16 protein-coding genes are annotated in these 13,363 nt (G+C 59.4%); 15 read left to right on the top strand and 1 reads right to left on the bottom strand.

What is annotated here, in order from left to right; all coding sequences use genetic code 11:
- Window positions 1-36: 36 nt before the first annotated feature.
- A complete protein-coding gene (locus tag ACZ47E_RS22535; protein ID WP_022563046.1) occupies window positions 37-1,038 on the bottom strand; it encodes an LLM class flavin-dependent oxidoreductase in 1,002 nt (333 codons plus the stop codon).
- A gap of 223 nt (window positions 1,039-1,261) precedes the next feature.
- Here ACZ47E_RS22535 and ruvC point away from each other — a divergent pair, with 223 nt between their 5' ends.
- From ruvC to tilS, 15 genes are all read left to right on the top strand, one after another.
- Window positions 1,262-1,774, top strand: a complete 513-nt coding sequence (gene ruvC, locus ACZ47E_RS22530; RefSeq protein WP_004445748.1) for a crossover junction endodeoxyribonuclease RuvC — start codon at window positions 1,262-1,264, stop codon at window positions 1,772-1,774.
- Between the two features lie 29 nt (window positions 1,775-1,803).
- Window positions 1,804-2,421, top strand: coding sequence for a Holliday junction branch migration protein RuvA (gene ruvA, locus ACZ47E_RS22525; protein WP_004445745.1), 618 nt, complete (start codon window positions 1,804-1,806; stop codon window positions 2,419-2,421).
- A 122-nt stretch (window positions 2,422-2,543) separates the two neighbouring features.
- On the top strand, window positions 2,544-3,584 hold the full coding sequence (ruvB, locus tag ACZ47E_RS22520) for a Holliday junction branch migration DNA helicase RuvB (RefSeq protein ID WP_004445743.1): 1,041 nt from the start codon (window positions 2,544-2,546) through the stop codon (window positions 3,582-3,584).
- A 52-nt stretch (window positions 3,585-3,636) separates the two neighbouring features.
- Window positions 3,637-3,855 (top strand): hypervirulence associated TUDOR domain-containing protein, encoded by a 219-nt coding sequence (locus ACZ47E_RS22515; RefSeq protein ID WP_004445742.1) that lies wholly within the window; start codon window positions 3,637-3,639, stop codon window positions 3,853-3,855.
- Window positions 3,856-3,888: 33 nt separating this feature from the next.
- On the top strand, window positions 3,889-4,470 hold the full coding sequence (locus ACZ47E_RS22510; protein ID WP_004445740.1) for a DinB family protein: 582 nt from the start codon (window positions 3,889-3,891) through the stop codon (window positions 4,468-4,470).
- The gene (locus ACZ47E_RS22505; RefSeq protein WP_004445738.1) at window positions 4,467-4,991 is read left to right on the top strand and encodes an NUDIX hydrolase; all 525 of its coding nucleotides are present in this window, start codon (window positions 4,467-4,469) and stop codon (window positions 4,989-4,991) included. Before ACZ47E_RS22510 ends, ACZ47E_RS22505 begins: the two co-directional genes overlap by 4 nt.
- Complete coding sequence (locus tag ACZ47E_RS22500) at window positions 4,988-5,524, top strand: NUDIX hydrolase (protein ID WP_004445737.1); 537 nt, start codon at window positions 4,988-4,990, stop codon at window positions 5,522-5,524. The genes ACZ47E_RS22505 and ACZ47E_RS22500 overlap by 4 nt, the downstream gene beginning before the upstream one ends.
- Window positions 5,521-5,961 carry a tol-pal system-associated acyl-CoA thioesterase gene (gene ybgC, locus ACZ47E_RS22495; RefSeq protein WP_004445735.1) on the top strand — a complete coding sequence of 147 codons (441 nt, stop codon included), beginning with the start codon at window positions 5,521-5,523 and terminating at the stop codon, window positions 5,959-5,961. Before ACZ47E_RS22500 ends, ybgC begins: the two co-directional genes overlap by 4 nt.
- A 261-nt stretch (window positions 5,962-6,222) precedes the next feature.
- Window positions 6,223-6,942, top strand: coding sequence for a protein TolQ (gene tolQ, locus ACZ47E_RS22490; RefSeq protein ID WP_003523238.1), 720 nt, complete (start codon window positions 6,223-6,225; stop codon window positions 6,940-6,942).
- Between the two features lie 57 nt (window positions 6,943-6,999).
- Entirely contained in the window at window positions 7,000-7,461 is a 462-nt protein-coding gene (gene tolR / locus ACZ47E_RS22485; RefSeq protein WP_004445732.1) for a protein TolR, read from the top strand.
- Between the two features lie 9 nt (window positions 7,462-7,470).
- Complete coding sequence (locus ACZ47E_RS22480) at window positions 7,471-8,640, top strand: hypothetical protein (protein WP_278067637.1); 1,170 nt, start codon at window positions 7,471-7,473, stop codon at window positions 8,638-8,640.
- A gap of 20 nt (window positions 8,641-8,660) precedes the next feature.
- Window positions 8,661-9,968 carry a Tol-Pal system beta propeller repeat protein TolB gene (gene tolB, locus ACZ47E_RS22475; RefSeq protein ID WP_004445729.1) on the top strand — a complete coding sequence of 436 codons (1,308 nt, stop codon included), beginning with the start codon at window positions 8,661-8,663 and terminating at the stop codon, window positions 9,966-9,968.
- A gap of 209 nt (window positions 9,969-10,177) precedes the next feature.
- On the top strand, window positions 10,178-10,711 hold the full coding sequence (gene pal, locus ACZ47E_RS22470; RefSeq protein ID WP_004445728.1) for a peptidoglycan-associated lipoprotein Pal: 534 nt from the start codon (window positions 10,178-10,180) through the stop codon (window positions 10,709-10,711).
- A gap of 158 nt (window positions 10,712-10,869) precedes the next feature.
- Window positions 10,870-11,877, top strand: coding sequence for a tol-pal system protein YbgF (gene ybgF, locus ACZ47E_RS22465; RefSeq protein ID WP_022563043.1), 1,008 nt, complete (start codon window positions 10,870-10,872; stop codon window positions 11,875-11,877).
- Window positions 11,878-11,907: 30 nt separating this feature from the next.
- A complete protein-coding gene (gene tilS, locus ACZ47E_RS22460; protein WP_022563042.1) occupies window positions 11,908-13,233 on the top strand; it encodes a tRNA lysidine(34) synthetase TilS in 1,326 nt (441 codons plus the stop codon).
- Window positions 13,234-13,363 lie beyond the last annotated feature (130 nt).

Raw genomic sequence — 13,363 nt, 5'->3', positions numbered from 1 at the left:
AAGGCCCCGGCAGCGATCCGCTCCGGGGCTTTTTGTTTAGGCGGCCTTTTTGATGGATGTCCGCACGTCGGCGAAAATCTCGACCGACCGCAGCCGCTTTTCGATGTCGTGGATCGGCATCGAGACAATCAGTTCGTCAGCCTGTGTTTCAGCCAGAAAACCGTCGAGATGACGCTGGATCGTTTCAGGCGCGCCAACGGCGGCAAAACGCAACGTGTGCTCCACGGAGAAGCGCTCCATCTCGTTCCAGTAGCCTTCCATGCTGTGCACGGGCTTCGGGAACTGCGTCCGCACATTGCGCCGCAGATTGACGAATTGCTGCTGTGACGAGGTAAAGAGATGCTGCGCCTCCTCGTCGGTATCGGCGCCGACACCCATCACGCCCACCATCACATAGGGCTTGTCCAGCACCTCGGAGGGCTGGAAACGCTCGCGATAGATATGGATCGCTTCCATCAGCATGTCAGGGGCAAAATGGGATGCGAAGGAATAGGGCAGGCCAAGGGCTGCGGCCAGATGCGCACTATAGGTGCTGGAGCCGAGCAGCCAGAGAGGCACGTTCGAATTCATGCCGGGTACGGCGAGGATCGCCTGATCCTGCTGAGGCGGGCCGAGATATCTTTGCAATTCGACGATGTCGTGCGGGAAATTCTCCGCACCGGCGTCGAGATTACGGCGCAGCGCCCGTGCGGTTCGCATATCTGTTCCGGGGGCGCGGCCCAGGCCAAGATCGACCCGGCCGGGCAGAAGTGCTGCAAGCGTCCCGAACTGTTCGGCAATGACGAGCGGGGAGTGGTTGGGAAGCATGATACCGCCCGAGCCGACGCGGATATGTTTCGTGGCCGCACCCACATGGGCGATAACGAGCGACGTCGCGGCGCTTGCGATGCCGGGCATGCCGTGATGTTCGGCCAGCCATATGCGGCTATAACCTTGTTCTTCAGCCTTGATCGCCATCCGGCGGGAGTTTTCGAGCGCCGCGCTGACGCTCTCGCCTTCGCCGATGGGCGAAAGATCGAGAAGGGAAAAGGGGATCATCCGACGCTCCTGCGTAATCTGGGTCTTTGCAGCGGATGTAAGGCGCGCCTGCGGATTTACCAGACAAGTCGCGTAGAATTGAAGGATGGATCAAAAAAATTGGCCTTTGCCAAAGGTCGGCACTGGGGCGACTTTGGCCCCTATTTGACGCCTGTACCCGGGAATGTTGTCGTTTTGTTCACTTATCGCTGGCAGTCTCGCGGCCGGAAAGATAAGGTACCTCATGCAAAAGACGATTCGGATCATCGGCATCGACCCCGGACTACGGCGCACCGGCTGGGGCGTGATCGACACATTGGGAAACAGCCTGCGTTTCGTCGCTTCCGGCACGGTGACTTCAGATGGCGACATGGATCTCGCCTCCCGGCTTTGCCAGCTTCATGACGGCTTGGCGGAAATCGTGCACAGCCATCAGCCCGATGAGGCGGCTGTGGAGCAGACTTTCGTCAACAAGGACGCGGTGGCCACGCTGAAACTCGGACAGGCGCGCGGCATCGCCATGCTTGTTCCGGCGCGTGCCGGTTTGCCGGTGTTCGAATATGCGCCGAACGCCGTGAAAAAAGCTGTCATCGGTGTGGGGCATGGTGAAAAGCAGCAAATTCACATGATGCTGAAAATCCTGATGCCGAAGGCCGAGTTCAAGGGTAACGATGCGGCGGACGCCCTCGCGATCGCAATCTGCCACGCCCATAATCGCGGCGGTGACAGGATGCGTCGGCTGCTGGCGGCCGGTTAATTTTAAGTCTCATTGCAGCGGGCGCGATCATGATCGGAAAACTGAAGGGCAGCATCGAGGAAATCGGCACGGATTACGTGTTGGTGGATGTGCATGGCGTCTGTTACGTCGCCTATTGTTCGGCGCGCACGCTGTCGAAAATAGGCTCCGTCGGAGAGGCCGTGATCCTCTTCATCGAAACCTATGTACGAGAGGACCAGCTCAAGCTTTTCGGCTTTCTTTCGGCGCTGGAGCGGGAATGGTTCAACCTTTTGCAGAGCGTGCAGGGCGTCGGATCGAAAGTCGCTCTTGCGGTGCTTTCCACCCTGTCGCCCACCGAGCTTGCCAATGCCATAGCGCTCCAGGACAAGGCGTCAATATCGCGTGCGCCGGGGGTTGGGCCCAAAGTGGCCGTGCGCCTCGTGACCGAATTGCGCAACAAGGCCCCGGCTTTCGCGGGCGAGGCGTCCGGGGCTATCGGACTGAAGCAGGAACTCGGGGAGGGTGTAGCCTCCGCGCCGGTGGCGGACGCCGTATCTGCACTCACCAATCTCGGCTATTCGCGTGACCAGGCCGCCAATGCGGTCGCCGCGGCGCTGAAAAATGGCGGTGAGGGCGCGGATAGCGCCAAGCTGATCCGGCTGGGGCTGAAGGAGCTTTCACGGTAAGGTGAGCCCGTTACACAAGCGTCCGGACGCGGTGTTGAATTTCGTGACGCGCCCTGGCGCGACAGCCATGTTATAGCGGCGAAGACGACCTCATGAATTCTAGAAATAATGGAATGCCCTGAATGAGCGATGCGGACAGACTGATCACCCCGGAAAAGCGCGGTGAGGACATCGACACCACCCTGCGTCCGCAGTCGCTGGACGACTTTACCGGGCAGGCGGAGGCGCGCGCCAATCTCAAGGTCTTCATCGAGGCCGCCAAGAATCGTGGCGAGGCGTTGGATCACGTGCTGTTCGTCGGTCCGCCCGGCCTCGGCAAGACCACGCTGGCGCAGATCATGGCCAAGGAGCTTGGAGTAAACTTCAAGTCCACCTCAGGGCCGGTAATCGCCAAGGCGGGCGATCTCGCCGCGCTCCTGACCAATCTTGAAGAGCGCGATGTTCTCTTCATCGATGAAATTCATCGCCTCAACCCGGCCGTGGAAGAAATCCTGTATCCGGCGATGGAGGATTTCCAGCTCGATCTGATCATCGGGGAAGGCCCGGCGGCGCGTTCGGTGAAGATCGATCTTTCCAAATTCACGCTTGTCGCCGCCACTACCCGCCTCGGCCTCTTGACGACACCGCTGCGCGACCGTTTCGGCATTCCCGTGCGTTTGTCCTTTTACACGGTTGATGAACTGGAACTTATCGTCCGTCGCGGTGCGCGGCTGATGGGTCTCAACATGACGGATGAGGGTGCCCGCGAAGTGGCGAGGCGGGCGCGTGGCACGCCCCGCATTGCCGGACGGCTTCTGCGCCGGGTGCGCGACTTTGCCGAGGTGGCGCGGGCGGAAGCCGTTACCCGGGATATCGCCGACGAGGCTTTGACGCGGCTGTTGGTGGATAATATGGGTCTTGACCAGCTGGACATGCGGTATCTGACCATGATCGCCGTCAATTTTGGCGGGGGCCCGGTCGGCATCGAGACCATTGCCGCTGGACTGTCGGAGCCGCGCGACGCGATCGAGGATATCATCGAGCCCTATATGATCCAGCAGGGTTTCATCCAGCGCACGCCGCGCGGGCGTATCCTGACCGCCACGGCCTGGAAACATCTGGGCATGCAGCCGCCGAAGGATCTCGAGGCAGCACAGTTCCGGCTCACGCTTGAGGACGATTGAGGGGAACAAACCCGCCTTGCCGGCTTTGATCGTCTTTGGCACGGAGATGGTCATGTCTGGATATCGCAAGGGTACGAAGGTCCGCTGGAACTGGGGCACGGGTACAGGTGAAGGGAAAATCCTTGAAGTCTTCACCGAAGATGTCGAAAGAACGATTTCCGGTTCCACGATAAAGCGTAAGGCCAGCAAAGACGAACCCGCTTATCTCATCGAACAGGAAGATGGCGGCAAGGTTCTGAAAAGCAGATCAGAGCTCGAACGCACCGATTGAACGACGCCGTTAGGTGTTACGGGAGGGATGCCGATGCCTTATGATCCGCTGCGGGTTTTCCGCAAACTTGCGCGCAACAACCGGCTCGCCAATTACCGGCTGCATCAAGCCTGTCTCCAGCTTTCGCAGGAGGCGTTTGTTGCCCGCCGCATCAGTTTCTTCCCGACGCTGCGTGCGACGCTCAATCATATCTACACTGTCGACCGCTTTTATATCGATGCGTTGCAGGGCGGCACACTGGGACTGGCCGCCTTTGCCGTAGAGGAACCCTTTGCCAACATGCTGGCGTTGCAAGGCGCCCAGACAGAGCTTGACGAGGTGTTGATCGCCCTTGTCGACGGGCTCGATGAAGATCGCCTCGCCGCTATTGTCAATATCCACCGCGGCAGGCGTATCCAGCAGGATCGCTGCGACGACGTTCTGTCGCATCTCTTCCAGCACCAGACGCATCATCGCGGGCAGGCGCATGCGATGCTGTCCGGGACCCCGGTCAAGCCGCCGCAACTGGATGAATTCATTGTGGGAGATGATGCAAAGGCGAGAAAAGACGAGATGGATGCATTAGGGTGGACGGAAACCGATTTGATGTTTCCAGCCCGCAGGCCCGCCCAATGACACACAATACCAAGCAGGACACCCGCATCCGGATCAAGTTCAAGCCGAAGCGCATTTTCCAGATGCGGGTCGCGGGGCTGGCCTTCCGCGATGGCCACGTCCTGGTGCACCGGGCCACACATGAAAAATTCTGGACCTTTCCAGGCGGGCGTGCCGAAATGGGTGAGCGCTCAGAAGAAACGCTGGCGCGGGAAATGGTCGAGGAGCTCGGTGTGGAAGCCAAGATCGGGCGGCTTCTCTGGGCGGTCGAAAATTTCTTCCATTACGAAGGCAAGGACTGGCACGAACTCGGCTTTTATTACCTGATGGACCTGCCGCAAACGCTTGCCTTTCATCCCACCGACATTATTCACCGTGTTCAGGATGGCGATAACGAGCTTGAGTTTCGCTGGGTCGCGGCAACCCGGCAGGCATTGACGGAGCTCGATATTCCCCCCTATTTCATCGCCGACGAAATAGAGAACCTGCCCAGGGCCACGCGACACCTTGTCTGGCACGACGGCGATCTGGACGATAAATGACCTCTCCGCCCCAACGTCACATGATCCGGTTGGATCGCAGACCGCAGCTTTTCAGCATGCGCGTGGCAGCCCTCATTTTTCAGAGTGGTCATCTTCTGGTGCAGCGTGGTGCAGGGGATGACTACTGGGCCTTGCCTGGCGGTCGGGCTGAAATCGGTGAAAGCTCCGAGCAGACCATTGTTCGCGAGATCGGTGAGGAGCTTGATCGGACGTGTTCGGTGGAGCGCCTTTTATGGTCGGCCGAAAACTTTTTCGCCTATGACGGTTATTCGGCCCATGAATTGGGATTTTATTATCTCGTTTCGCTGGGCCATCCCCTGCCATTCCATGAAAACCACATCGTCCACAGGGTGATGGATGGCATCGAGGTCGAATTCCGCTGGCTGCCTTCACGAACTTCCGGGCTGATCAGGAACGATCTGCGCCCGCGCTTCATCGCAGAGCGCATCGAGGCGTTGCCCCTGCGGCACGAGCATCTGATTGTCCGCGAGGGCCGCTCCGACGCTACTGAAAATCCCAAGGAGACATTATGAGCGAGCTTTTGGTTTCGCTGTCGGGTGAACTGATCGAACACGGTCACCGCCTGATGCAACGGGTCTACTACGAGGACACCGATTTTTCCGGCCTGGTTTATCACGCGCGGTACCTGCATTTTCTTGAGCGCGGCCGTACCGATTACCTGCGTTGCCTCGGCTGCGAACAAAGTGCACTTCTGACCGCTGATGAAGAAGGTCTGGTCTTCGTCGTGCATCGCATGGAGATCGATTTTAAAAGCCCCGCCCGGATGGACGACGTGCTGACGGTGACCACCATCACCGAGAAGGCCGGGGGCGCAAAAATGGTGCTCAATCAGGAAATCAGGCGCGGTGAAACGCTGCTCGTCGCCGCCAAGGTCATCATAGCCGTCATCAATGCCAATGGCCGGCCAAGGCGTCTTCCCGAGACGGTGGCGGAAAAATTTCTGAAGTAATTGACGGGCCGGATCAGTAAATCCGCCGGGCGTGGCCGGGTTGTAACACTCCTTTAACCATAATGGTGTCTTACTTTAGCAACTGGCATTTGTGCAGCGCACGCCTTCCTTTCACCAAATTTATTGGCAAGTAAGGCTTACTGGCAAGTATCGGGGTATGGCTAAGGGGTTGGCGGCTGTTGCCGCAGGACTTCGAGCGTTAACACGCGTTTGAATCGCCCGGTCCCGTACCGGGCGTTTGGATTCGGGGATTGGATATTTATGGAACAGGCAGGTTTGGCAGCGGCGACGCATGATGTAAGTCTCTGGGCGCTGTTTATGCAGGCGGGCCTCATCGTTAAGCTCGTGATGATCGGGCTTATCGCCGCCTCGGTCTGGACGTGGGCAATCGTCTTCGACAAATATGTGAGCTTCGGCAAGGCGAGGCGCCAGTTCGACCAGTTCGAACAAGTGTTCTGGTCGGGCCAGTCTCTTGAAGAGCTCTATCGGACGCTGGCGGAGCGCCAGAATGGCGGTCTGGCCGCAATTTTCGTTTCGGCCATGCGCGAATGGAAAAAATCCTTCGAGCGCGGCGCGCGTTCGCCCATCGGCCTGCAGATGCGTATCGACCGGGCAATGGACGTGACCATGGCGCGGGAAAGCGAACAATACGAGGCGCGCCTCGGCTCGCTCGCCACCATCGGTTCGGCCGGCCCCTTTATCGGTCTCTTCGGCACGGTTGTCGGTATCATGACCTCGTTCCAGGCGATTGCCGGTTCGAAGTCCACCAACCTCGCGGTCGTGGCTCCGGGTATCGCGGAAGCGCTTCTTGCCACCGCGATCGGCCTTGTCGCGGCTATTCCCGCGGTTATCGCCTACAACAAGTTCACGGCTGACGCGCACAAGCTTTCCGCCCGAATGGAAGGTTTCGCCGACGAATTTTCGGCAATCCTGTCGCGACAGATCGATGAAAAACTTCAGACACGGCAGGCCGCCCAGTAAGCGGCCGACTGGAATGCCGTCGAGTGATTTGCCGCAAGGCAAAACGGAGTAGATGATATGGGTATGTCAGCAGGTGGCAGCGGCGGCGGTTCCGGCGGACGCCGGGGTGGACGCGGCGGACGGCGCAGAGGCGGCGCGATCAGCGAAATCAACGTGACGCCGCTGGTCGACGTCATGCTCGTGCTGCTCATCATCTTCATGGTGGCGGCGCCGATGATGACTGTCGGCGTGCCGATCGACCTGCCGCAGACCTCCGCCAATGCGTTGAATTCGGACACGCAACCGATCACCATTTCCGTCAATGCCAATGGCCAGATCCATTTGCAGGAAACGGAAATCCAGGCGGCTGAAGTGGCGGACAAGCTGCAGGCAATTGCCACGACCGGCTATAACGAACGCATTTTCGTGCGCGCGGATTCCGTTGCCGCCTATGGCGTCGTTGCGGATGTGATGGCGCGTATCCAGGCGGCCGGTTTCAAAAATATCGGCCTTGTGACCCAGCAGAAACAGGACAATTGACGTAAAGCGATGAAGGGCAGCCTTACCACATCCGCGATCGTGCATGCGTCGCTTCTGGCTTTCGCCCTTGTCTCCCTGGGCTCGCCGGAACCCCTCGACGTATCTCAGGCTGAGGCACTGCCGGTGGAGCTGGTGCCCATCGAGGAACTGACCCAGATACAGCAGGGCGATAAAAATGCGCCCAAGGCGGAAAAATCCGCGCCTGTTCCAACAACCCGTCCCGATATCATCGAGAACGCGCAGAATATTGGCAATAACACCGCGGATATCGAGGCGCCGCCGACGCCGACCGCCAAGCCAAACGACAATATCGCCGCGGCCGCACCGCCAAAGCAGCAGAAGCCGCAGCCCGTCGTTGATACCAAAGCGAATGAGGTGAAGGAAATCGTCAAGGAGGAAACCTCGGCTCCTAAGCCGCAGGAAATGGCCGCCTTGCCGCAGACCAAGCCTGAAGTCGCACCGCAGCCCAAGACCGAGCCGCCGCCGCAGGAAACCAAGGCGGAAGAACCGCCGCCTGCCACGCAGGAGCCGGCAGAAATACCGGTGCCGCAGAACGTTCCCCGTCCGAATTCGAGGCCCGAGCCACCGAAGCCGGAAGAGCCGAAACAGACCGAGACGAAGCCAGCGGAGCAGAAACCGGCCGAAAAGCCAGCTGAGAAAAAGCCGGATCAGGCAAAGTCGACGGACAAGCCTTCCGATAAGAAGCCCGGCGAGAAGAAGCAGGAGACTGCGAAGTCCGCTTCCTCGAAGGAAAGCGATTTCAACGCTGACGATATTGCCGCGCTGTTGAACAAGCAGGCGCCTTCCGGCGGCGGCGCAAAGCGCTCGACGCAGACGGCAGCCCTTGGCGGCAAGAAATCAACGGGCGGCTCGACGCTCAGCCAGACGGAAATGGATGCGCTACGCGGCGCGATCCAGAAGAACTGGCAGATCATTCCCGGCATGGCGGATGCCTCGGACGTTCGCGTCCGGGTGACCATGAAGCTCGACCGTGATGGCTCCATCATCGGTCGGCCCGAGATCGAGGCGACGGGCGGTTCCGAAGGGACGCGCCGTGCCCTTTCCGGCGGAGCTTATCGCGCCATCATGCGTTCTGCTCCGTTCACGAACCTTCCTGCCGACAAATACGATGCATGGAACGAAGTCGTCGTGAACTTCGATCCCAGTGAATTGCTATGAATGCTGAAAGGCCTGGCAACATGAAGATATTTTCGCCGATCCGGCTGGTGCTCGCTGTCGCGGCCCTCATGTCGGTTTTCTCCGCACCGGCTTTTGCACGGGTGGAAATCAATATCAACAAGGGTAATGTCGAGCCGCTGCCGATTGCCATCACCGACTTCATGTCGAGCGACGGCATCGGCGCGCAGGTCTCCGCGGTCATCGCCGCCGACTTGCAGCGGTCCGGTCTTTTTGCGCCGGTCAACAAGAACGCCTTCATCGAAAAGATCAGCAATCCGGATCAGCAGCCGCGTTTCGAAGACTGGAAGGTCATCAACGCGCAGGCGCTCGTTACCGGTCGCGTGACGCGCGAAAGCGACGGCCGCCTGCGCGCCGAATTCCGCCTGTGGGATACCTTCGCCAATCAGCAGATGACGGGCCAGCAGTTCTTTACCCAGCCTGAAAACTGGCGCCGTGTCGCTCACATCATCGCGGATGCCATCTACGAGCGCGTCACCGGTGAAAAGGGTTATTTCGACACCCGTGTCGTTTTCGTCTCCGAAAGCGGACCAAAGACCGCCCGCAAGCGGCAGCTGTCGATCATGGACCAGGACGGTTTCAACGTCCGCAACCTGACCAACTCGAACGACATCGTCCTGACACCGCGTTTTTCGCCGAGCCGCCAGGAAGTCACCTACATGTCCTTTGAAGGCCAGCAGCCACGCGTTTATCTGCTGCAGCTGGAAACCGGACAGCGTGAAGTCGTCGGCAACTTCCCAGGCATGACGTTCTCGCCGCGCTTTTCGCCTGACGGGCAGAAGGTGATCATGAGCCTTCAGCAGGATGGCAACGCCAATATCTACACCATGGATCTGCGCTCTCGTACCACGACACGCCTGACCAACACGTCGGCGATCGATACGGCCCCGTCCTATTCGCCTGATGGTCAGCGTGTTGCCTTTGAAAGTGACCGTGGCGGCCGCCAGCAGATTTACGTCATGAATGCCGATGGTTCCGGCCAGCAGCGCATTTCCTTCGGCGATGGTTCCTATTCCACGCCGGTCTGGTCTCCGCGCGGCGATCTGATTGCCTTCACCAAGCAGTCTGGCGGCAAGTTCTCGATCGGTGTGATGAAGACGGATGGTTCGGGCGAACGAATCCTGACCAGCGGCTTCCACAATGAAGGGCCAACCTGGGCACCGAATGGCCGCGTACTGATGTTCTTCCGCCAGAACGCGGGTGCGGGCGGTCCGCAGCTCTATTCGATCGATCTGACGGGCTATAATGAACAGCTCATCAAGACACCGACCTTCGCTTCAGACCCGGCCTGGTCGCCGCTTCTGGACTGATATGACTGCCATCACGGCGCCGGCTTGAACCGGTGCCGTGATGTTTTACGCATACCACAGGGAAATGTGCCTCTTTCTTGCCGCAAAGTGTTGTGAGGGAGCAAAAAACTGGGACATTTCCTTTCTGTTAACCATAAGCGTTTGCCGGCTATTAACCGCGATCAGTTAGTGTCTGGCAACGTTATTGAAATCCTAAGGAGAGACCGGCGATGAGCCGTACACATATTTCGGCACTCAGCCCCATGCAGAAACTGGCCCGCAACCCGGCTGTCATCGCCATGACCCTCGCGCTTGCTCTCGCAGGCTGCGCGAACAAGAAGAACATGCCGAACAGCGCCGGTGAACTCGGCCTTGGTGGCGCAGGCTCTGCAACGCCGGGCTCCCAGCAGGACTTCACGGTCAATGTCGGCGACCGCATCTTCTTCGACACGGACTCCACCTCGATCCGCGCCGACGCCCAGCAGACCCTGCAGCGCCAGGCACAGTGGCTTGCCCGTTACCCGAACTACGCCATCACGGTCGAAGGCCATGCCGACGAGCGCGGCACGCGTGAATACAACCTGGCACTCGGCGCCCGCCGTGCGGCAGCAACCCGCGACTTCCTGGCCTCTCAGGGTGTTCCGGCAAGCCGCATGAAGACGATCTCCTACGGCAAGGAACGTCCGGTCGCGGTTTGCGACGACATTTCCTGCTGGTCGCAGAACCGTCGCGCGGTCACGGTTCTCGGCGGCGCAGGCATGTAATCGCCTGACGTTTTTGTGAACGTAAATAAAGGGCGGTCTTCGGGCCGCCTTTTGTTTTTTTCATAGTTTGGCCGAAGTTAAGTTGCTTTTTCGGTCGATATGGAAAAAATCCGGCTTGCACTATTCCGGTGCAAATCAGTTAAGGCAGGACGAATGAGATGAAGAAACTTGTCGTGGCGGGAATGCTGGGGCTTGCAGCCTGCACCGGCTTGAGCGGCACAGCCGTTTCGGGTCCGCTGTTCGGTGCGGGGGGTAGCTTCGGCACGATCAATTCTCAGCAGCAGCCCCCGGTCGTCCGGGTTCAGGCCAATGAAGCCTATCGGGTTCAGCAGCTTGAAGAACAGATCCGGCAACTCAACGGCCGTATCGAGGAAATGAGCTTCCAGCTTTTGCAGATGCAGGAAACGATCCGCAAGGCGCAGGAAGACAATGAGTTCCGCTTCCAGGAACTGGAAAGCGGAAAGGGCGGAAGTCCTGCAGCAACGCCGAAAAAGAAGGCGGAGGCAAGTCCGGTCAGTCCGGCGACGCCCCCGACCGACGACGTTGCAACGATCATCGAAACGCCACCCGAGGGTGGCGCTTCCGTTTCACCGTCCGCTCCCTCCAGTGCTCCGACAGGCGCGCCGGGTGAGACCACGCTCGGTTCGATCGAACTTGATTCCAAGGGGATGCCTATTGGCGGCACGCTCAATTCAGGCGCCAACAATTCTTCCGGCAGCCTGCCCGGCGTGACGACAGGCAACAGCACGCGCAAGACCGATCCCGTCAATACAGCGGCGCTGACCAGCGAAGGCGATATCTACCAGGCCGCTTACGGTCATGTCCTTTCCGGTGATTACAAGCTGGCGGAGCAGGGGTTCCAGCAATATCTGCAGGGTTACCCCAAGGGCACGAAAGCCGCGGATGCGAGCTTCTGGCTGGGTGAAGCGCAATATTCCCAGGGCAAGTTCAACGAAGCCGCGAAGACCTTTCTTAACGGCCACCAGGCCTATGGCAAGTCTCCGAAGGCTCCGGAAATGCTGATGAAGCTTGGCATGTCCCTTGCCGCTCTCGATAATACCGAAACGGCCTGCGCCACGCTGCGCGAGGTGCCGAAGCGTTACCCCAATGCTTCGAAGACCGTGCTGAACAAAGTCGCCAGTGAACAGAAGCGGCTGAGCTGCTGATCTTTTCCCTGCCATTGCGGCGGTCTTTCCATGCCGGTTGATGTCCGCATTCCGAACGAACAGCCAATTGCGCCGCTTGCGGCCGCACGGTCCTTTGTCGAAAAATTCCGCGAACCTGCGCATATTCTCGTCGCAATCTCCGGCGGCAGCGATTCCACCGGCCTGTTGCTGGCATTGCATGAGGTGATGTCCGAGAAGGGGCGCGATCTGCTTCGGCTTTCTGCCGTTACAGTGGATCACGCTCTGCGAGTGGAATCCGCCGATGAGGCCCGCAAGGTTGCGACACTTTGCGCCGAGCTGGGCATTCCGCACGTCACACGCCGGTGGGAAGGTTTAAAGCCGGTCTCCGGCATTTCGGAAGCGTCCCGTCTTGCCCGCTACCGGCTTATCGCGGAAGCAGCCGTCGCGTTCGATGCCGATCTCGTGGTGACGGGTCACACGGCCGGCGATCAGAGGGAAACCGTCGCGATGCGTGCTGCCCGCAACAGCGGCGAGGACAATCTCGGCCTTTCCGGCATGGCGGACGCGGTTTTATACGCTCGGCGCCATTGGATCATGCGGCCATTCCTGAGGTGTGAAAGGCAGGCGATCCGCGATTACGTGTCGTCCCGTTCGCGGCGCTGGCTCGACGATCCAAGCAACGAAAATCCACGATATGAGCGTGTTCGCATGCGGCAGGCCTTGCCTGATGTTCCGCTTCCGGCCGATGGGGGAGAGGCGGAAAAAAGGCGTATATCCTCTGAAAAAACGGCAGTCTTCCTGCGCGCACACGCCGAGGTCTTTTCTGGTGCGCTCGCGAAATTGCAGCCGGACGGCGTGTCGCCTGATCGGGCGGATTTCCGGCACGGGCTGGCAGTGCTGATAGCAAGTCTCGGCGGGCGGCCCTATCTGCCGGCCGCGGGCAGCATGGAGCGCGTTCTTTGCTTCCTCAAAACCGGCAATTACGGACGTATGACAGTCGGTCGTGTCCTGCTCGATCGCCGACGGGATGGGCTATATATCTTCCGCGAGCAACGAAATCTGCCGGAGCTTCGTCTTGAGGCATATCAGAAGGGCCTGTGGGATGATCGCTTCATCGTGGAAAACCGGTCGCCTTTCCCTGTCCGGGTCAGCGCGGAGGAGGCTGGTACTGGAGCGGGTTTTCCATCGGTGCCGCCGGGAGTGACCAGATTGGCGCTATCGGGCCTTCCGCAAATCGCCGCAGCGGAAGCGGGGGAAACGGTCGGGGAGTTGACGGTCGATGTGACGCCAAGGCTGGCGCCCTTCGATCTTTTTCTGCCACGCTTCGACCTTGAGTTGGCAAATACGATCGCTGTTTTGTTCGGACGGCCGGCATATCCACAGCCCCCGGTTTAAATCGGGCCTCATTTTCGTGAATTGCCTTGGAACAGTTTTTACACCAAAACGCATCAGATAATGCGCTTTGCCTTGGCAAGGGCAGATGTCGTCCTTATGTTAAGGGCACGTAATAGCGGGCAGTAGTTGT

The sequence above is a fragment of the Agrobacterium sp. 5Ca39 genome, assembly GCF_055382365.1.
Note: the sequence above shows the minus strand (reverse complement) of the source record. Positions and strands in the feature narration are given on the sequence as shown.